Origin of the sequence: Xanthomonas sp. 3075, from assembly GCF_014197275.1 — a bacterium.
Taxonomy (GTDB): Bacteria; Pseudomonadota; Gammaproteobacteria; order Xanthomonadales; family Xanthomonadaceae; genus Xanthomonas; species Xanthomonas campestris_B.
The window spans coordinates 169,286-189,658 of sequence record NZ_JACIFI010000001.1; the positions used below are offsets into that span (position 1 = coordinate 169,286).

Here is a 20,373-nt window from a genome sequence, read left to right on the forward strand (position 1 = left end):
ACGGCGCTGCCTACTTCGGCTGCAAATGCAGCGTATAGCGCGTGGCGGTCGGCAGGAACGGTGTCGGGCGGCCATGCACCCAATCGTCATGCCCGGCGCCCCAGAACGGCGACAACGGATGTCCGCTCTGGCCGCCCGGCATATGCACGATGCCGTCCTGTTCGTGGCCTGGCGACACCACCATGCGCTCGGAGGCGCCGAAGTCCGCGCCTTGCACCCGTGGCATGTCGCGATCGCCCGGTAGTTCGTCGGCAGGCATGCAGAGCCAGCGCTTGCCCAACACCGGCAATGCACGCGCAAGTGGATGGCAGATGGCGGCGGTGTTGCGTTCGCCCCAGGTACGCTCGCTCAGCGGGCCCTCTTTCGCCGTTAGATCGGTCTGCACGGTGCGTGCGGCCTCGATCAGCAGCTGATCCCAGCTTGGGTACGTCGGTGGCAGCAGATTGGCTGGACGTTGCTGCAGCAATGGCCAGACGATGCCTTCCAGCGGCGTGCGACGTGGTATCAGGAAACTGTCCCCCAGCGCGGCCTGGGCCGGCGCGCGCAAGCCTGCTGCCACGGCATCGATGGTCGCCCCACGAAAACTGCGCACGATCCGGTAGCTGGCAGAGCCAGTAGAGGCGTGCCCGTCCCATTGCCGCGTGGCGACTTCGATCTGCTGCAGCTTCGGGTCCTTGCTGTGTTCGACCACGCTGCGCAGCAACTGCCACCAGCGCGTGAGCAGCAGGGCGCGATCGTCGAGCTGGATGGCAAGCAGATCCAGCTCGTTGAAACGCTGCTTGGCGAACAGGTCGTCGCGGATCTGCTGCGCACGCGCGCCGAGGTCGTAGCCGGCGTTGCCGAGCGTGGCCAACTGCTGCGCATCGACGATGCGGCTATTGGCGGTCCACAGCCGGTGCGAGGGTGGGTCGATCAACGCAGGCGCGTCGTCGCTGCGCACCGACCACGGCACGCATCCGGTCGGCGCCGCTGCCGCCTCCGCAGGCGTGTGCGATGGCGCGTTCGGGCCCATTGACGACGATGCGAGTTCGGCGATGCCGCTCGGGCCGCACCCGGCATTGCGTGCCGGCCGCGCACCGATCAGACGCCAGGCGATGCGCCCGCTGCGATCGGCCAGCACCAGGTTCTGCACGGGAATGCCCGAGCGATCGGCCACTGCAAATGCTCCTTCCAGATCGGCTGCCGTGCTCATTTGCGCGAAATCCAGGCGGATCGCACCGGGAAGCTGCGCAGCCCAGCGCAGCGCCAGCAGGCTGCCATCGGCGTTTTCATGCACGATCGGCCCCCATGCGGCCTCGCGCACCTTCAACTGCACCGAGGGGGCACCGGACACGCGGATGGTTTCGACATGTGTGGTGAGCGCCTGCGGATGCCCCGGTGTGGCCGGCGGAATCCGCGCAAAGTCCGCTGTGTCGATATAGCTGTTGGTGAAGGCCCAGGCCACATGCCCGTTGCTGCCGACCACCACCGCCGGCAGGCCGGGCAGGGTGAAGCCGGTGACATCCACCTTGCCGCCAGGCGCGCTCGCGTCCGGGTAGCGCAAGCGCGCACGGAACCAGATGTTGGGCGCGCGCAAGCCCAGATGCATATCGTCGGCGACGATGGCGCGGCCGTCGCGGGTGAGACTGCCGTCCACGGCGAAGTTGTTGCTGCCGGGTGTCGGTTGCTCGGCTTGCGGTGCGACGGCCGGATGCGGCAAGCGGCGCAAATCCACTGCGGCAGCATCCGGCAGCGCGGCATCGCCCAGCGCCGGTCCGAACAACGGCGCGTCCCAGCTGGAGCCCTGGTGGTCGAGCAACGCCGCCAGCGCCGGCGGCACCACTGCGCGGATGCGTGCGCTGGCCAGTTCGGTCTGGTTGTCGTTGTCCTGCAGGTCGGTATACATCGCCATGCCGGTCAGGATGGAATCGTCCAGCGTCCAGGCGCGTGGTGTCTTCAACAGCAGAAGGTAGGGCCACGGACGCACCCGCAAGTCCGCCAGGCCGGCGTTCACGCCGTCGGTATAGGCCTGCAATGCGGCGCGCTGGCTGCCGGCGGCGATGTCGAGGCTGGCACGTACACGCGCCCTCAGCCGGTGCACGCGATTGCGTTTGTCCAGGTCCAGCGCGATGCGCCCGAACAGTTCGGACAACTCGCCGGCCGGCGCGCGGCGCATCAGGTCCATCTCGAAATAGCGCTCCTGCGCGTGCACGTAGCCGAGCGCGCGCATGGCATCGATCTGATTGCTCGCAGCGATGGTGACCACGCCACGCTGGTCGCGCTGCACGCTGACCGGTGCCGCGAGGCCTGACAGGGGGCTGTCGCCCTCCAGCTGCGGCAGGCTGCCGCGTATCAGCAGATACAGGGTCAACATGACCAGCAGGGTCACCACGATCACCGGCATCAGCCGTCCAAGCCATTTGCGCATTGTCGATTCCTTGAGTCCGCTCAAAAGTGTGGCCTGCGGTTATGACCGTGGCGGGTCCGGCCGCAAGCGCAACTGAAAGTGATTCCGATTAGATCATTGCCTTGCCGGTTAGGGCACCATGCGCGCATTGCGTCACTGGAGCACACCATGAAAGGCCACCCCGAAGTCGTCGATTACCTCAAGCAGCTGCTGCGCGGCGAATTGGCGGCGCGCGACCAGTATTTCCTGCACTCGCGCCGTTACGAGGATCAGGGACTGATGGCGCTGTACGAGCGCATCAACCACGAGATGGAAGAGGAGACCGAGCACGCAGACGCGTTGTTGCGGCGCATCCTGTTCCTGGAAGGCGACCCGGACATGCGTCCGACAGAGTTTGCGCCAGGCAAGACCGTGGTGGAGATGCTCGAACGCGATCTGGTCGTGGAATACGAAGTGCGCGCCAATCTCGCTGCCGGCATGAAACTGTGCGAAGAGCACGGCGACTACGTCAGCCGCGACATCCTGCTCAAGCAGCTGCAGGACACCGAAGAAGACCATGCCTGGTGGCTGGAGCAGCAATTGGGCCTGATCAAGCGGATCGGTCTGGAGCTGTACCAGACATCGAAGATCGACAAGGGCCCCGTGGCCGGTTGATTGGGGGATTGCTGGACCGGCGTGCGGTGCAAGGCCGCACGCTAGTGGTTGAGGCTGCAACGGGATGTGAGGCGTGGCCAGCGGGTTGCACTGGCTTGCTGAGATGTGCCGACCTTCGTGGTGACGCCATTCGCCCAATTGCTGTAGATCGCCGGCTCTATGCCGGCGTTTTTCATTGCGGCCTTGCCGACTCCGGAATTGGCGCTGCAGACCTTGTCTCGACGCTGTCAGCGGCGTTGCAGCCGATACACCGCGGTGGATAGTGCGGTGACGCCGTCGGCACGGAAGCGCGGTTCCTGATCCAGGATGTCGCGCTGTTCCAGCTGCTGCACCTGCCATTGCGCCTGAAACAGCGCCTGCACCTGGGCAGCATCCACCGCGAAAGGCGGGCCGGCCTTTTCGACTTGCGGATAGTCCAGCGTGATCAGCAACCCGCGACACATTGCAGGCAAGCGCGCGTAGGTGGTTTGCAGATACTGCTGGCGCAGGTCCGCCGGCAAGGCCACCAGCGCGGCGCGGTCGTAGACCGCCATGCACTCGGCCAGCACCTGCGCGTCCAGCGCGAAGGCGTCGCCGCAGATGATCTCGATCGGGCCGGCGATGAAATGTTCGCCCGCGCTGCTGGTGTGGCGCTGCGGTTGCAGGTTGGCGTCATCGAAGAACTGCGTCACCGCCAGCGGCGAGACCTCTACGCCTAGCACGCGATGGCCTTGCGCAGCCAGCCAATGCATATCCAGCGTCTTGCCGCAGAGCGGCACCAACACGCGTGCAGCGTGTGGCAACTGCAACGCGGGCCAGTGCTTCTGCAGCAGCGGCATCACCTCGTCCTGATGGAAGCCGGTCTGTCCGTCCTGCCAGCGTTGCAGCCAGAAATCTGTGTTCATGGTCTCGTCGTGTTGGTGCAACGCAGTGCGGCATCGCGCTTATGAAAAAATCGTGCCTGTGTGCGTAGCGCGGCGCGGCTGCTCAGTGCTGCAGGTGATGAAGTTCGTTTTTTCAGCCAAGCGCATCGATCAAATCGCCGGCTGGGTGGTTGCATGCCGGGAGGAGGGCGCACCGAACTCTGTCCGGCGCTTCCGCCGCGACGCTACAGCAATTGCTTCAATCAAGTCGCGCGCCACCGATGGATCTGACTGCGTGATTCAACTGGCTGGCAGACGCGCAATGAGCAGCAGTCCCTCTGCATCGGCAGAGGCCTGGTCGTAATGAACCAGGCCACAAAAATCCGTGTCGACCATGATGCCGTGGCCAAGATAGCTCCAGCTCTCGTGGCCCGGAAGATAATCGGCCGTGTCCATGCAGGCAACGACATTCCCGCGGTATTGCGCGTCGATCTCGATGAGATCACCGGCTTTTGATGCTTGGCCATCCGCGTACAGCATTGAACCTCCCAGCCAATGCGCCGCAACGCGGTGCGTTGGTGATTCATTGCAATGGAAGATCCCGTCCTCCTGCCTTCTGCCGCGCCTCGGTGAAACGCGGCGGCGACACTGGCGAACGCGCCGCCGCGCGCCGATTGGATGACAGACCGTTACTGCACTTCCAGTCCATCCACTTTCTGCCGCGCCTCGGTGAAACGCGGCGGCGACACTTGCAATCGCGCCGCCGCGCGGCGCTTGGATGACAGCCCGTTACTGCACTTCCAGTCCATCCACTTTCTGCCGCGCCTCGGTGAAACGCGGCGCCGACACTGGCGAACGCGCCGCCGCGCGCCGATTGGATGACAGATCGTTACTGCACTTCCAGTCCATCCACCTTCTGCCACCCTCTCGGCAACAACGCCCCGCGACTCGCACGCGTGCCCACATACGGGTCCAGATCCTTGAACGACAGGCTCATGGTGCGCGCGCCGCTGTGCACTAGCAGCGTGTTGCCGGGCGCCACCGCGACCACCGCCACCACGCGCTCGGTGCCGAGCTTGGCCTTGGGGATTTCGATGATCTTGTTGCCTTTGCCCTTGTCCAGCTCGGGCACGTCGGTGGCCGGCACCGCCAGCAGGTTGCCGGCGCTGGTGACGGCGACGATGCGGTCGGTCTGCGGGTTGCTCACCTGCGCGGGTGTGAGTACGTGCGAGCCGGCGGTCAGGTTGAGCATTGCCTTGCCGGCCTTGTTGCGGCCGGTGAGGTTTTCGAAGCGGGTGACGAAGCCATAGCCGTGCGAGGACGCCAGCACGAAGCGGGTGGCGTTGTCGGCGCTGGCCATGACCTGGAACGCGGCGCCCGAGCCCGGCGAGAAACGCCCGGTCAATGGTTCGCCATTGCCACGCGCCGAGGGCAGGGTATGCACGGCGGTCGAATAGGCGCGGCCTTCCGAATCCAGGAAGGCCACCTGATGCGTGCTGCGGCTACGCACCGCCGCCAGCAGGCTGTCACCATCGCGGTAGGCCATGCCGGCCGGATCGACCTCATGGCCCTTGGCCGCACGCACCCAGCCCTTTTCCGACATCACCACGGTCATCGGTTCGCTGGCGACCATCTCGGTCTCGTCGATCGCCTGCGCGGCGCCACGCTGCACCAGCGGCGAGCGACGCGCGTCGCCGAACTTCTTGGCGTCGGCGGTGAGCTCGTCCTTGATCAGCTTCTTCAGCTTGGTCTTGCTTTCCAGGATCGCCATCAACTGCGCGCGTTCCTTGGCCAGCGCTTCCTGCTCGCCGCGGATCTTCATTTCTTCCAGGCGCGCCAGCTGACGCAGCTTGGTTTCCAGGATGTATTCGGCCTGTTCCTCGCTGAGCGCGAAACGGGCGATCAACACCGGCTTGGGTTCGTCCTCGCTGCGGACGATGCGAATCACTTCGTCCAGATTGAGGAAGGCGATCAACAGGCCTTCCAACAGGTGCAGGCGACGCTCGACCTTCTGCAGGCGATGGTTGAGGCGGCGGGTGACGGTGTCGCTGCGGAAGGTCAGCCATTCGCTCAGCAACTGGCGCAGGTTCTTGACCTGCGGGCGGCCATCCAGGCCGATCACGTTGAGGTTGACGCGGTAGCTGCGCTCAAGATCGGTAGTGACGAACAAGTGGCCCATCAGCTGTTCGGCATCGACGCGGTTGGAGCGCGGCACCAGCACCACCCGCACCGGGCTGGTGTGGTCGGACTCGTCGCGGATGTCTTCCAGCCACGGCAGCTTCTTGGCGCGCATCTGCTGGGCGATCTGCTCGATCACCTTGGACGGCGACACCTGATAGGGCAGCGCGTCGATGACGATGTTGGCGTGTTCTTTCTTGTAGGTGGCACGCGCACGCACGCTGCCGTGGCCGGTCTCGTAGATGGCGCGCAGGTCGGCCACCGGGGTGATGATCTCGGCGGTGGTGGGGTAGTCCGGGCCCAGCACGTGCTCGCACAGTTCGGCGACCGTGGCATCGGGGTTGTCGAGCAGTCGCAGCAGCGCGCTGACGATCTCGTTGAGGTTGTGCGGCGGCACGTCGGTGGCCATGCCCACCGCGATGCCGGTGGTGCCGTTGAGCAGCAGGTGCGGCAGGCGCGCGGGCAACCAGGTCGGCTCTTCCAGGGTGCCGTCGAAGTTGGCGGCCCAGTCGGTGGTGCCCTGGCTGATCTCGCCCAGCAGCACTTCGGCGATCGGGGTCAGCTTGGATTCGGTGTAGCGCATCGCCGCGAACGACTTGGGGTCGTCGGTGGAGCCGAAGTTGCCCTGGCCCTCGATCAGCGGGTAACGGTACGAAAACGGCTGCGCCATCAGCACCAGCGCTTCGTAGCAGGCGCTGTCGCCGTGCGGATGGTACTTACCGATCACATCGCCCACGGTGCGCGCGGATTTCTTCGGCTTGGCGGCGGCGTTCAGGCCCAGCTCGCTCATCGCGAAGATGATGCGCCGCTGCACCGGCTTCAGGCCGTCACCCAGGAACGGCAGGGCGCGGTCGAGCACCACGTACATCGAATAGTCGAGATAGGCGCGTTCGGCGTACTCGCGCAGCGGCAGCTGTTCGAAGCCGTGGAAGGTGGGGCGGGTCAGATCGGTCATGTAAAGCCAGGTCCTACGAAAGAAGAGCCTGCGCCGTAGCGCGAGCTCGAAGAGCGCCGATTATCCTGATGCGGCGGGGGATGCCAAGCCGCGCGCGTGCGTGCCGGCCAGATACCGCGTCGGTGGAGCGCCGAAATGGCGGTGGAACACGCTGACGAAGGCGCTGGGGCTGCTGTATCCGAGCTGGTCGGCCACCTGTGCGACCGGCGTGCCCTGACTGAGGCGCCGCAGGCCTTCGGCCAGCCGCGCCTGTTGCCGCCACTGCGCGAAACTCAGCCCGGTTTCGTGGCGGAAATGCCGGCTCAGGCTGCGTGCCGACAACCCGCCCCAGTCGGCCCAGGCGTCCAGCGGGCGCGGGTCGGCAGGGGTGTCGAGCAGCTGCCGGGCGATGCGCAACAGCCGGCGGTCGGCCGGCATCGGCAGATGCAGGTGGTCGATCTGCGCCTGGCACAGTTCGTCCAGCAGCACTGCCGCCAGCCGTTGCCGGGCGGCATCCAGCGGCTGGTGCAGCGGCCAGCCGGCCGCGCGCATGATGACTTCGCGCGCCAACCCGGTCAGACGGATCACCCCGCCTTGCGTCGGCAGCGTGGTGCAGGCATCCGGCCTGACCACCACGCCCCAGCCGCGCATCGGCCCGGCCAACTCGACCGTGTGCTTCTGGCCGGGCGGCATCCAGCCGGCACACCCCGGCGGTAGCGACAGGGTGCCCTGTTCGGTATGCACGGTCAGTACGCCTTGCTCCACATACATCAGCTGGCCGCGCACGTGCGCATGCCAGTCGGTCTCCGGTGCCCATACCGCGCGCAGATCGGCCAGGAACGCGATCACTTCCGGGCCATCGGCCCATTCAAAGCTGGCGCGCACGCCTGGTGGCAGCGCGTCGATGGTGGTTGGCGGGTTTTCGATAGTCATTGGCGCAATTGTATTACCGGGCCAGCGCAACAGGCGCGTAAGGTGACGATCCTTGCTGGCGGTTTAATCCCTTCCGGGATATTTGCGTTGACAAATATATTTTTCGGAACAAAATGTGCCGCTATGGATGATCTCTCCGCCACCTCGCCGTCGTTTGGCCTGCTGTTGCGCCAGGTGCGCGATGCACTGATGCGCCAGCTCGATGCCGAGATGAAGGGCGAGCTGCCCGATTTCGGTTTCAGCCACTACGTCGGGCTGAAGATCCTGGCGGTGCGCTCGCCGTGCACGGCCAACGAACTGGCGCTGGCGCTGGACCAGACCCCGAGCGCGGTCACCCGCCTGCTCGACAAGCTAGAAGCGCTCGGCGCGGTGCGCCGCGAGCCGCATGCGCAGGATCGGCGCGCGCTGCAGATCGTGATGACCGAACAGGGCGTGGCGCTGTGGGAGCGGCTGAAGCTGCGCGGCGAGCGTGCGATCGAGCACGGTCTGCGCGATCTGGCCGTGCCCGAACGCGAGCAACTCACTTCTCTTCTTATCCGTGTCCGCGATGCACTCAACTCATGAACGCTGCTAGTTCCCCGATCCAGACGTCGCGCCCGCGCTTGCTGCGGCCGCTGGTCCTCACCGCGCTGACGTTGGCGCTGGCGGCCTGCGCCAGCAGCCATGGCCTGGCCCCGCAAGGCAGCGTGCTCGAACCTGGCGCACTACACGCCGAACGCACCCTGGCGCACGCCACCCTGAGCCCGGCCGCATGGCCGGCCAGCGATTGGTGGCGCGCCCTGGGCGACCCGCAACTGGACGCCCTGATTGCCGAAGGCCTGCAGCACAGCCCCAGCCTGGCGGCCGCCGACGCGCGCCTGCGCCAGGCCCAGGCGCGCACCGGCACCGCGCAGGCCGATCGTGGCCCGAGCCTGTCGGTGTCTGGCGGCTACACCGGTCTGCAACTGCCCGAATCGATGGTCGGCGACGAACTCGGCGGCAGCTACGGTGGCAGCGCGCAGGCGGCGCTGGATTTCCGTTACGGCATCGATCTGTGGGGCGGCAAGCGTACTGCGTGGGAAGCGGCTGTCGACCAGGCGCATGCGTCCGAAGTGGACGCGCAGGCGGCGCGCCTCAACCTGTCGGCCGCAATCGCCGAAGGCTACGCGCAGCTCGCCTACGCATGGAACCTGCACGATGTGGCCAACGATGAGTTGGCCCGCGCGCAGAAGACCCTGGAGCTGACCCGGCAGCGTCGCAGTGCCGGCATCGATAGCGAATTGCAGGTGCGCCAATCACAGGCGCGCGTGCCCGCCGCGCAGCAACAGGTGCAGTCCGCGCAACAGCAGATCGACCAAGCCCGTACCGCGCTGGCCGCCTTGGTCGGGCAGGGCCCGGATCGCGGGCTGGACATCGCCCGCCCGACATTGGCTGCAACGATCGCGCTGCAGTTGCCGAGCAACCTGCCGGCCGATCTGCTCGGCCGTCGCCCGGACGTGGTCGCCGCGCGCTGGCGTGTGGAGGCGGCCGACAAGGGCATCGCGGTCGCCAAGACCCGCTTCTATCCCAGTCTCAACCTCACCGCCCTGGGCGGGGTAATCAACCCGGACGTCGGCAAGCTGCTGGAAAGCGGTTCGGTGTTCGGGCTGGTGGCGCCAGCCTTGAGCCTGCCGATCTTCGATGGCGGCAAGCTGCGCGCCGGCCTGGCCGGCAGCGATGCGCAGTACGACCTGGCGGTGGCCGATTACAACCAGAAGGTGCTCGACGCGCTGCGTGAGGTGGCCGACCAGGTCACTGCGGTGCGTTCGCTGGAGCAGCGTGCGCGTGCGCAGAACGACGCCGTGCAGACCGTGACTGCGGCCTTCGATCTCGCGCAGCAACGCTACCGCGCCGGCATCGGCAGTTACCTGGAAGTGCTCAGCGTGCAGGAGCAATTGCTGGTCGCACGCGAGCGCATGGCCGGCCTGCAATCGCAACAACTTTTGGCCTCGGTGAGGTTGCAGCGTGCGCTGGGCGGCGGATTCACGCCCGAACCCGCACGCGATACCGCACGCACCGCGCCCACTTCCGCACAACCGCATTCCTGAGACAGCGACGATGAGCCAGACCACTGCAACTTCTCCCCAACCCGCGCCCGCTGCCCCGAGCAAGCGCCGCATGCTGCTGCGTCTCGTGGCCATTGTGGTGATCCTGGCGATCATCGGCATCGTGGCGTGGTACTTCCTGGTCGGCCGCTGGCACGAAGACACCGACGACGCTTACGTGCAGGGCAACCAGGTGCAGATCACCCCGATGGTGGGCGGCACGGTGGTCAGCATCGGCGCCGAAGACGGCATGCGCGTGGAGCGCGGCCAGTTGCTGGTGCAGCTGGACCCGGCCGATAGCGAGGTCGCGTTGCAGCAGGCACAAGCCAACCTCGCCAAGACCGTGCGTCAGGTGCGTGGTCTGTATCGCAGCGTCGAAGGCGCACAGGCCGAACTGTCGTCGCGCGAGGTGTCCTTGCGCAGCGCACGTGCCGATTTCGCACGGCGCAAGAATCTGGCTGCCAGCGGTGCGATTTCCAACGAAGAACTGGCGCATGCGCGCGAAGAGCTCGCCGCCGCCGAGGTCGCTGTGAGCGGTTCGCGCGAGAGCTTCGAGCGTAACCGTGCACTGGTCGACGACAGCGCGCTGGCCAATCAGCCGGACGTGCAGACTGCCGCGGCGCAGCTGCGCCAGGCCTATTTGAATCATGCGCGCACCGGCGTGGTTGCGCCGGTGTCGGGCTATGTCGCGCGGCGTTCGGCGCAGGTCGGCCAGCGCGTGCAGCCGGGTAGCGTGCTGATGGCGGTGGTACCGCTGGAGCAGGTGTGGGTGGAAGCCAACTTCAAGGAAACCCAGCTCAAGCACATGCGCCTGGGCCAGGAAGTGGAGCTGCATTCGGACCTGTACGGCAGTGGCGTCAGCTACACCGGTCGCATCCAAAGCCTTGGTCTGGGCACCGGCAGCGCCTTCTCGCTGTTGCCGGCGCAAAACGCCAGTGGCAACTGGATCAAGATCGTGCAGCGCGTGCCGGTACGGATTGCAGTGGATCCCAAACAGCTGGCCGGCAATCCGCTGCGCATCGGTTTGTCGATGAAGGTCGAGGTCAATCTGCATGACCAGCGGGGCACGGTGTTGCCGACCAAGTTCGCCAATGGCGCGGTGTTCTCCACCGATGTCTACGCGCAGCAGCTGAAGGCGGCCGACGCGGATATCCATCGCATCATCCAGGACAACCTGCCGTCGCAGCCTGCCGGCAAGGCGGGCTAAGCCACCATGTCTTCGCAAGCTCCCACCACCCCCGGCGGCCCCGCGGCACCGGCGCCCGCCGCCGGCTTCCGCCCGGCGAGCGTTGCGTTGTGCACGGCGGGCCTGGCGATGGCCTCGTTCATGCAGGTGCTGGACACCACCATCGCCAATGTCTCCCTGCCCACCATCGCCGGCAATCTTGGCGCCAGTTCGCAGCAGGCCACCTGGGTCATCACCTCGTTCGCAGTGAGCACGGCGATCGCCTTGCCGTTGACCGGTTGGCTGAGCCGTCGCTTCGGCGAAACCAAGTTGTTCGTGTGGTCGACGCTGGCCTTCACCATCGCCTCGCTGCTGTGCGGCCTGGCGCAGAGCATGGGCATGCTGGTGGTCTCGCGTGCGCTGCAGGGCTTCGTGGCCGGACCGATGTATCCGATCACCCAGAGTCTGCTGGTGTCGATCTACCCGCGCGAAAAACGCGGACAGGCGCTGGCCCTGCTGGCGATGATCACCGTGGTCGCGCCGATCGCCGGGCCGATCCTGGGTGGCTGGATCACCGACAACTACAGCTGGGAATGGATCTTTTTGATCAACGTGCCGCTGGGCATCATCGCCAGCAGCATCGTCGGTTCGCAATTGCGCCATCGCCCCGAGCAGATGGAAAAACCGCGCATGGACTACATCGGTCTGATCCTGCTGGTGGTCGGTGTGGGCGCGTTGCAGCTGGTGCTGGATCTGGGCAACGACGAGGACTGGTTCTCATCCGACAAGATCGTGGTGCTGGCCTGCGTCGCTGCGGTGGCGCTGGTGGTGTTCGTGATCTGGGAACTCACCGACAAGGACCCCATCGTCGATCTCAAGCTGTTCCGGCACCGCAATTTCCGCGCGGGCACGCTGGCGATGGTGGTGGCGTACGCGGCGTTTTTCAGCGTGAGTCTGCTGATCCCGCAATGGCTGCAACGCGATCTGGGCTATACCGCGATCTGGGCCGGTCTGGCCACCGCGCCGATCGGGATCCTGCCGGTGTTGATGACGCCGTTCGTCGGCAAGTACGCGCTGCGGTTCGACCTGCGCATGCTCGCCACCGTGGCCTTCATCTTCCTGTCGTTCACCAGCTTCCTGCGCTCCAACTTCAACCTGCAGGTGGACTTCAATCACGTGGCCACCGTGCAATTGGTGATGGGCGTGGGCGTGGCGCTGTTCTTCATGCCGGTGTTGCAGATCCTGCTGTCCGACCTGGATGGGCGCGAGATCGCGGCAGGCTCCGGCCTGGCCACGTTCCTGCGGACCCTGGGCGGCAGCTTTGCCGCATCGTTGACCACCTATCTGTGGGCCCGCCGCACCCAGGTGCACCACGCGCACATCACCGAGCACATCTCGGTGTACACGCCGGGCATGCAGGAGCAGGTCACCGCGATGGGGCAGGGCGACCTGCAGCGCGGCGCGGCATCGCTCAACAACATGATCAATCACCAGGCCTCGCAGATGGGCTTCAACGACATTTTCTACCTGCTCGGCTGGACCTTCCTGGCGATCATCTTCTTCCTGTGGCTGGCCAAGCCGCCGTTCGGCGCGGGTGCCGGTGGTGCAGCGGCGGGTGGTGGGCATTAGGCGCGGCTGACAAGGCGCTACGAGCGGCCAAGAAAACGACTTCGCGCCGGTCTACTGCAGAGCGGATGATCTGCGACTTGGCTGCGGGGCCCTTGCCCGCCCACCATCGCGGGACACGTCGCAAGTGCGTCCATCTAGGCTCTTACGCGGCATCCATGCCGCGTAAGGTCACGCGACGGTGGGCGGGCAAGGACCAGTCGAGATGGTCTGCGTGCGTAGCGCTTCTCAAAACAACCAGCAAACCGTTTGGAGCGGTGAGGGCACCGCGGCCTCGACCGACGCAGTATTTGACTTGGGGTTCTGACTGCATCCAACAAGAGGCAGCTGACAAGACCACTGCGCTCACCACCAGTCGGGTGCTCGCTACGGTTTGTGAGCCGATCTGACAATCGTGCTGCGCTTGTCAACACGCTCTAGACTGACGCTCTCCAAGTGGGAGCAGTTCAATGGCAATGATGCCTTCTACGCCCGAGTCGTCTCCGTCTTGCTGCCTCATGCCTGGGACACCGCAGGGAGACCGGTTTGCGCTGCATCGATGTGATGGACATTTGCACGATGTCCAGCGCCATCGTCCGTTGCGAGCGCCGGCTGCGGCAACGTGGTGTCTGCTGCAGGCCGCGCTTTTCCTTTCGCTGTGGTTGCCGTTGTTCGCATCGGCTGATGGATTGGCTGACGACGTGACGCAGCAGATGCAGCGCAATCGGCAGCGCTACGGCATCGTGGGGCAGGCGGTGTACGTTGCCCACAACGGCAAGCTGGTGTTTCGCGGCGCCGATGGGCTGGCCGATCTCGACAGCCGGCAGCCGGTGACGCCTGAGCGGATATTCCCTGCGTTTTCACTGAGCAAGCTGCTGGTGAGCACGTTGATCATGCAGTTGGTCGAGACCGGTCAGATCGATCTGGACCGACCCGCACGGGCTTACCTGCACGATCTGCCGCGGCGCTGGAGCAAGATCACGGTGCGGCAGCTCCTCAACCACAGCGCGGGGCTGCCCGAGTATTTCACCGAGGAACAGATGCGCGGCTCGCCGCAGGCGAACGCTTCGTTTCCGGAAAATCTGCATGCGGTTTTCGCCACGCTGGGCAATCAGCCACTGCTGTTTGCGCCGGGTAGCAGCACCCGCTACGTCAATACCAACTATCTGGTGCTTTCATACCTGCTGCAGGCCCATTACCGCAAGCCGTATCCGCAGGTCGTGGCCGAGCGAATCATCGATCCGTTGAAGTTATCTCATACCTTCCTCGGACGTTCCCGGCTGCCGGTCGATGGGAGCGTCAGCGCCTACCTCGGCAAGGACGGAAAGCTGCAAAAAGAGCCGGAGATCGCCTGGCCCGACTACGCCCTCGGGCATGCCGAGCTGTACACCAGCATCGATGATCTGGCGACGTTCGTGGAAGCGATGCGAAACGGCAAGTTAGTCGGCAAGGCAACGCTGCAACAGCTCTGGCAACCGCAGGTGCTGTCCAACGGGCAGCGCGGTTGGTTCGCCAGCGGTTGGGAGGTTGGCGCAAGTGACGCCTATCGGTACGTGGGCCATGATGGCGGCGCGCGGGTGAGGGTGCGGCTGCTGTTCGCCGACGCGCTGGATGGCGATAGCTACACCATCGTTTACCTGACCAATGGCAGCACGCGCGGTGTGTGGTCCAGGGTGCTGGTCGACAGCCTCATGGCGAGCATCGCGCCACGGAGGTTCCCCGCTGAAGCCGTGTCGGAGAAACTCATCGCCTTCGCGCTGCAGTCGCCTGTCGATAACGACACGCAGGCGATGGCCGATGCACTGCGCGCCGACAAGAGCGTGCCCATCGACCAACTCGAGGGGATAGTCAACACGACCGGCTATACCGTTCTGTCCAATCTCGGTGCAGATGCGGCCATTCGTGTGTTCGCACTGAATGTGCTGCTGTTTCCTGCGTCCAGGAATGCGTTGGACAGTCTTGCCGAGGCGTACGAGGCAAGCGGAGATCTCACCCGTTCGAGCGCCATCAGGCAGACCATCAAGACCATGCCCGCCACGCCCGGCAAACGCTGATCTGACCCGATTGCGCGCGACCTCATCTGTTTGATGCTGGTTGCACCTCGATTGCATCGCCCGGCGGTGCGTCGCCGTTGCCGGGCTTCGGTTCGGCATGCGCGCGGTCATTGTGGGGCGTGTCTTGCTCCAGCGGTGCGAGCAGTTGCAGCCGCTTGCCTTGGTAGCGGAACGCAAGCGCGTCCTGCAGCTGGCGCAGTGCTTCTACCTGGGGGCAAAGCTTGTTGGCGTTGGCCTCGATGGTGGATGCTTGGGCGTCGAGCCTTGCATCCAGTTGGCCGTCCATCTGTTGGGCGCGTTTGTCGATTCCCTCCGAGCGCCCGGTGACGATCTGCCAGAGCATGTGGCGCGCGATGCTGCCTTTGAAGTCTTCGGCGTGGCGTTCGACGTAGCGTTCGAAGTTGCCGTCGAACGCCTGTTGATCCCAGCGCCCATTGCCCAGGGTGCCATCGACATAGGCGCTTGCGCCTCTGCGCATCCGTTCGATCTTGCGGGCGTTGAACGCACTGCCTGTCAGCACCTCGATGACACCGCCGAGTGCGTCGTAGCTGAGGTCGATCACGTCATGCGCAATGCCGGCGACCTGCGGCATCAGGGCGCGGGTCCGCGTTTCCATCTCTCTCAGCCGTTGCGCATCGGCATCACTGATCTGCTGCAGCTTGTGGTCGATGCTCAGTTCGCCGCCGTGGAAGAACACTTCGCGCGGCCAGTCGCTGTCGCGGTAAAGCCAGATGCCGCCGCTGTCGGCGAGCACATTGAACGGCGTGCCGAGCGCGCATTGCTGCGACGACACGTGCGCGCGATGGTGAGCTGCATCGCGCGTGTCGGTCTGGTCTGCCCACGCATGCGGACTCAAAACGGCAAGCAGCAGGACAAGCCGGGGGAGGGGAGGCATTGGCTGGGGTTCCCGTCTCGGAGGCGTGGAGCATGGCCGCCACCGCCGCGACGGGTCGCGTGTCGAAAGTCACCGCATGCGCGCTGCTGCGGCGCTGTCCATCGGCAGCGTCACCCATGCCGACGCGCCGACATTCAGGTGCGCTGCCCAAACGCAAAAAACCCCGCCTGAGCGGGGTTTTTTGCGATCTACTGTGAGTCGTGGTGCCCAGGAGAGGACTCGAACCTCCACGAAGTTGCCCCCGCTAGCACCTGAAGCTAGTGCGTCTACCAATTCCGCCACCTGGGCGACTCAGGGGGCGAATTGTGCAAGTTGCGCACGACGCTGTCAACGCATCCCGCATACATTCTTCGTGGTGGCTGGTGCCTGCCGGCGACTTGAGAAGACGGCGTGGCGGACGCGTGCGATGCACGCCTGCCGCGACACCGGCTTACGGCAGCTGCACCGCCTGCAAGGTGACCTCCGCACTTTCCACCGGTTCGCTCGCCGAACGCGCCAGCTGCACGCGGTAGCTGCCGGCAGCAATCGTCCAGTGACGCGCCTTGGCATCGAAGTCGGCCAGCGTCTTCGGTTCGGCCACGACCTGCACGCTGCGCTTTTCGCCGGGCTTGAGCATGAGCTTCTGCCAGCCGATCAGGCGCAGCGGGGTGGCATGACCGTCGGGCAGGGTGACGTAGAGCTGCGGCACGGCGGCGCCTTCGCGCGGGCCGATATTTTCCACTTCGAAGTGCGCGGTGAGCTGGCTACCCTTGGCCTCCACGCGCAGCCCGCCCATGCGGAACTGCGTGTACGACAGGCCGTGGCCGAACGGATAACGCGGGGTCAACTTGCGTGCGGCGAACCATTTATAGCCAACGTTGGCACCTTCGATGGCGTAGTCGATGCTGTCTTCGCCCGGCTTGGCCGGCTTGAAGCCCAGGCCCGGAATCGAGGGGCGCGGCAGCTGCGATTCGTCCACCGGCCAGGTCACCGGCAGATGGCCGGAGGGATTCACTGCGCCGGTCAGCAGGTTGGCGATCGCCTGGCCGCCGCCGATGCCCGGATACCACGCCTGCAATACCGCCGGCACACGCTCGGCCCACGGCATGCGCACCGGGCCGTTGGTTTCCAGCACCACGGTGGTCCTGGGGTTGGCTTTTGCCACCGCCTCGATCAGTGCGTCCTGCTTGTCGGGCAATTGCATGTCCGGCAGATCCACCGATTCGGCCGCCCACTGGGTGGCGAACACGATCGCCACATCGGCAGCCTTGGCCGCGCGTGCGGCTGCATTGCGGTCCTTGCCGTCGACGTAATCGATCTGCACATTCGGCAATGCGGCGCGCAGTGCCTGCAGCGGCGAGGATGGATGGATGATCACCGGGCCAGGCCAGGTGGTCGGGGTGAGGCCGGGCACCGCGTTGCCGCCGTTGATGGTGTAGTCCACACGCGAGGAACCGCCGCCGGACATCACGCCCTTGTCGGCGTACCCACCGATCACCGCGATGCGGCGCACGTCCTTGGACAGCGGCAAGGTGGCCTGTTCGTTACGCAGCAGCACGCTGCCTTCTTCGGCGACATGTTGCGCGGCCAGCAGCCCGGCCTTCCCGTCGATCGGCTGGCGCTGGGTCGGATGATCGAACGCGCCATGCGCGAACAGGCTGCGCAGGATGCGCTTGGCCATATCGTCGAAGCGCGCACGTGGCACCACGCCGGCCGACACCGCCATGCGCAACGGCGCGTCGAAGTACACCGCTGCATCGAACACTTCGCCGGCCGATTGTTGATCCAGTCCGGCCAGCGCCGCCTTGGAGCCGCTGTGCACGCCGCCCCAATCGGACATCACGTAGCCGGGGTAGTTCCATTCCTGCTTGAGCACCCGGTTGAGCAGGTAATCGTGCTCGCAGCCGTAGATGCCGTTGATCTTGTTGTAGGAGCACATCACCGAGGCGGGGTCGCCGATCTTCAGCGCGATCTCGAATGCCAGCAGGTCCGATTCGTGCATCGCCTGCTCGCCGATCTGCGCGCTATGGAAGTTGCGCCGCGTTTCCATGTCGTTGAGCGCGAAGTGTTTCATCGTCGACAGCACATGCTCGCTCTGCACGCCACGAATCGATTCGCCGACCATGGTGCCGGCCAGCAGCGGGTCTTCGCCGGCATATTCGAAATTGCGCCCGTTGCGCGGGTCGCGCTGCAGGTTGACGCTGCCGGCCAGCAGCACGTTGAAGCCTTGCTGCCAGGATTCGCGGCCCATGGTCTTGCCGCCGTTGTAGGCCAGCTGCGGATTCCAGCTCGATGCGGTGGACGGGCCGGACGGCATCGCGGTGGCGTAGTCGCCCTTGCGGATGCCGCCGGGATTGGTCACGCCCACGCCAGCGTCGGCCAGCTGCTGCGCCGGGATGCCGAGCCGTGGAATGCCGGGGACATAACCGGCCGAGCCCAGCGCGCCTTCGGGCTTGGGAATCTTGTCGGTGCCCAGGCCGAAGTAGCTGCGCAGCATCTGGAATTTTTCGTCTTCGCTCATCTGCGCGAGCAGGCGGTCGGCACGCTGGTCCGCAGTCAAGGCGGTGTCCATCCACGGCTGCGCTGCAGCGGCGGGCTGTGCGCTGAGCGGGACCGTAAACGCGACGCTGACGCCGAGGACAATGGCGAGCGCGAGACGGCGTGGCCTGGGGGGTGTAAACGTTTTCATATCAAAGTGTGGCACGGGTGGTCCTTGTGGCGCGGTTGCAATCAGGGGAGGGCATCGCAGTGCCCGAGTAGGAAGGGCGCGCGTACGCGCCGAATCAGGAGGTTGCCGGAATCGGATGCGGCGTCAGAACTGCGTCTGCGCGGTGCGCAACACCGGATACAACCGATAGCGCTCATCCCAGGAAGAATGCTGGCGATAGAAGAATTCCAGCCGCGCCTTCGGGTCGGCCGCGAAAGCCGCATCGCTGGCCAGGCGCTGCTCGAACTGTGCCTTCACTGCCGGATCGCGTTCGAGCATGTCGCGCGCCACCTCCTCGGCCACGTAATCCTCCATGTATTCCTTGCGCTCGAATGCGGTGTTGAACAGGCCCCACTGCAGCAGCGAATCCGGCGCCTGCGGTTCCAGCATCGCCATCACCAGGCGCGATTTGGCCTGGGCGATCGGGACGAACAACGAGCCGGCCGGCACGTTGCGGATTTCGTCGCGCCATTGCCCGGTGATCTCCAGGTTTTGATGGCCTTCATTCGAGCGCGGTGCAAACGTTGCGGTGTCGGCGCGGAAACTCTGTACCGGGTGCTCGCCGCCAGTGGCGATGGTGTCGAAGGCGATGCCATGCAGCCGCAGTTTTTCCGCCACCAGGGCCGCTTGCGCGGCAGGTACCAGATAGCCGCCGCGTGGTGCCTGGACCACCACGTCGGGGGTGATCTGATCGCGTAACGGCACCTTCCAGATCTGCGGCCTGGTCTCGTCGTAGCGGGTCATCAACGCGCCGGAAATCGGCGAGGGCGTGCGCGTGTAGGCGTAACCACGGAAGGCGACGGTGCGTGCGGCTGGACCGGCGGCGAAGCTCAATGGCTCCATCTCGCCAGCCAACCGGGTCGCGCGTTGATCGGCCGCCAGCGCATCGGCGCGCCACGTGGCGCCGTTGCGCGCGGTCTGCTGCAGCACCGAGACGATCGCGTTGCGGGTGACGCGTACGCGCACCGGATAGGTCTTCCACGAATGGGTTTCCACCAGCATGCCGAAGCGGTTGCGCAGCAGGAAATAGCCATGCGAAAAACGCGGCGGCGACACGTCGTCGGCAAAGCCGGAGGTCGGGTCGTCTTCGTGCACGAACGATGGGTAATACGGCAGCGGCAGCGAGCCCTGTTTGGCGAGATCGGCAATCACCGCATCGCGCCAGCGCGTGCCGTCGCGTTGCAACGTGGCATCGCCGGCATGCACCGGCTCCACCTGCACCGACACGTCGTGTTCGAACTTGGCGCCGTCGGTGACGTGCAGGTCCACATACATCAGCGGATCCCACTGCTGCACCAGCCGCAGCATCGCCTGCATTTCGGGTGCGTCGGCCTTGAGGTAGTCGCGATTGAGATTGAGGTTCTGCGCGGTGGCGCGCCAGCCCATCTGTTCGGGGCCGCGTTGATTGGGACGGTTCCAGGCGCCGAAGCGCTCGTGGCCATCGACGTTGAACACCGGCACGAATACCCACACCAGTTTGTCGAGTACGCCCTTGCCGGCCTTGCCGTCCAGCAACTCGCGCAAGGCCAGGAAGCCCGCGTCCTTGCCGTCGATCTCGCCGGCATGGATGCCGCCTTGCACCAGCACCACCGGCAACTTGCGCTGCGCGGCACTGGCCGCATCCAGCGCGCCGCTGGTGGACACGACCAACGCCTTCATCGGCCGGCCTTCCGGGGTGGTGCCGAAGTCGATGCAGCGCACCGCCTGCGGGTAGCGCTGCGCGAAGGCATCGCACAGTGCGATGACTTCATCGTAGCGTCCGGTTTGCGCAAAGCCGCTGCGCTCGGCCTGGGTGGTCAGCGGTTCGGTGGCCAATGCGGCGGGGGCGGTGGTCAGCAGCAACAGGCCCAAGGCCAGGCGGGTGAAGCGGGGCATCCAGCGGTCCAGTGTTCCAGGAAAACGTTTGCAATGTAGCCGAGCCGGCGCAGCAGGCCAATCTGCACTGCGTCATCGCGTTCGAGCCAGCGCGCCGATGGAG

General features: G+C 65.6%; 14 protein-coding genes and 1 tRNA gene. 6 read left to right on the forward strand and 9 right to left on the reverse strand.

Annotated features, from left to right (window positions below; all coding sequences use genetic code 11):
- Positions 1-10: 10 nt before the first annotated feature.
- The gene (locus GGR62_RS00770) at positions 11-2,407 is read right to left on the reverse strand and encodes a penicillin acylase family protein (protein WP_184405961.1); all 2,397 of its coding nucleotides are present in this window, start codon (positions 2,405-2,407) and stop codon (positions 11-13) included.
- Positions 2,408-2,554: 147 nt separating this feature from the next.
- Between GGR62_RS00770 and bfr the strand changes: the two genes are divergently transcribed.
- Positions 2,555-3,040, forward strand: coding sequence for a bacterioferritin (bfr, locus tag GGR62_RS00775; RefSeq protein WP_221228970.1), 486 nt, complete (start codon positions 2,555-2,557; stop codon positions 3,038-3,040).
- Positions 3,041-3,267: 227 nt separating this feature from the next.
- Here bfr and GGR62_RS00780 read toward each other — a convergent pair whose 3' ends face one another.
- From GGR62_RS00780 to GGR62_RS00795, 4 genes are all read right to left on the reverse strand, one after another.
- Positions 3,268-3,924: a thiopurine S-methyltransferase gene (locus tag GGR62_RS00780; RefSeq protein WP_184405966.1), complete on the reverse strand. Its 657-nt coding sequence runs from the start codon at positions 3,922-3,924 to the stop codon at positions 3,268-3,270.
- A 258-nt stretch (positions 3,925-4,182) separates the two neighbouring features.
- A complete protein-coding gene (locus GGR62_RS00785) occupies positions 4,183-4,422 on the reverse strand; it encodes a hypothetical protein (RefSeq protein WP_184405969.1) in 240 nt (79 codons plus the stop codon).
- 349 nt (positions 4,423-4,771) lie between these two features.
- The gene (parC, locus tag GGR62_RS00790) at positions 4,772-7,015 is read right to left on the reverse strand and encodes a DNA topoisomerase IV subunit A (protein ID WP_184405971.1); all 2,244 of its coding nucleotides are present in this window, start codon (positions 7,013-7,015) and stop codon (positions 4,772-4,774) included.
- A 60-nt stretch (positions 7,016-7,075) separates the two neighbouring features.
- A complete protein-coding gene (locus GGR62_RS00795; protein WP_184405973.1) occupies positions 7,076-7,927 on the reverse strand; it encodes a helix-turn-helix transcriptional regulator in 852 nt (283 codons plus the stop codon).
- Between the two features lie 123 nt (positions 7,928-8,050).
- Between GGR62_RS00795 and GGR62_RS00800 the strand changes: the two genes are divergently transcribed.
- The 5 genes from GGR62_RS00800 (at position 8,051) to GGR62_RS00820 (ending at position 14,814) form a co-directional block, all read left to right on the forward strand.
- Entirely contained in the window at positions 8,051-8,491 is a 441-nt protein-coding gene (locus tag GGR62_RS00800) for a MarR family transcriptional regulator (RefSeq protein WP_184405974.1), read from the forward strand.
- On the forward strand, positions 8,488-9,993 hold the full coding sequence (locus GGR62_RS00805; RefSeq protein ID WP_184405976.1) for an AdeC/AdeK/OprM family multidrug efflux complex outer membrane factor: 1,506 nt from the start codon (positions 8,488-8,490) through the stop codon (positions 9,991-9,993). The genes GGR62_RS00800 and GGR62_RS00805 overlap by 4 nt, the downstream gene beginning before the upstream one ends.
- 10 nt (positions 9,994-10,003) lie before the next feature.
- On the forward strand, positions 10,004-11,197 hold the full coding sequence (locus GGR62_RS00810; RefSeq protein ID WP_184405978.1) for an efflux RND transporter periplasmic adaptor subunit: 1,194 nt from the start codon (positions 10,004-10,006) through the stop codon (positions 11,195-11,197).
- A gap of 6 nt (positions 11,198-11,203) precedes the next feature.
- Positions 11,204-12,784, forward strand: coding sequence for a DHA2 family efflux MFS transporter permease subunit (locus GGR62_RS00815; protein WP_184405980.1), 1,581 nt, complete (start codon positions 11,204-11,206; stop codon positions 12,782-12,784).
- A 665-nt stretch (positions 12,785-13,449) separates the two neighbouring features.
- Positions 13,450-14,814, forward strand: coding sequence for a serine hydrolase domain-containing protein (locus GGR62_RS00820; RefSeq protein WP_260305269.1), 1,365 nt, complete (start codon positions 13,450-13,452; stop codon positions 14,812-14,814).
- A gap of 22 nt (positions 14,815-14,836) precedes the next feature.
- Here GGR62_RS00820 and GGR62_RS00825 read toward each other — a convergent pair whose 3' ends face one another.
- The 4 genes from GGR62_RS00825 to GGR62_RS00840 all read right to left on the reverse strand — a co-directional run bounded on the left by GGR62_RS00825 (position 14,837) and on the right by GGR62_RS00840 (position 20,270).
- Positions 14,837-15,709, reverse strand: coding sequence for a DUF2884 family protein (locus tag GGR62_RS00825; protein ID WP_184405984.1), 873 nt, complete (start codon positions 15,707-15,709; stop codon positions 14,837-14,839).
- A 201-nt stretch (positions 15,710-15,910) separates the two neighbouring features.
- Positions 15,911-15,997, reverse strand: a tRNA-Leu gene (locus GGR62_RS00830).
- Between the two features lie 142 nt (positions 15,998-16,139).
- Positions 16,140-18,377 carry a glycoside hydrolase family 3 protein gene (locus GGR62_RS00835; protein ID WP_184405987.1) on the reverse strand — a complete coding sequence of 746 codons (2,238 nt, stop codon included), beginning with the start codon at positions 18,375-18,377 and terminating at the stop codon, positions 16,140-16,142.
- Positions 18,378-18,500: 123 nt separating this feature from the next.
- Positions 18,501-20,270 (reverse strand): M14 family metallopeptidase, encoded by a 1,770-nt coding sequence (locus GGR62_RS00840; RefSeq protein ID WP_184405989.1) that lies wholly within the window; start codon positions 20,268-20,270, stop codon positions 18,501-18,503.
- Between the last annotated feature and the right edge of the window lie 103 nt (positions 20,271-20,373).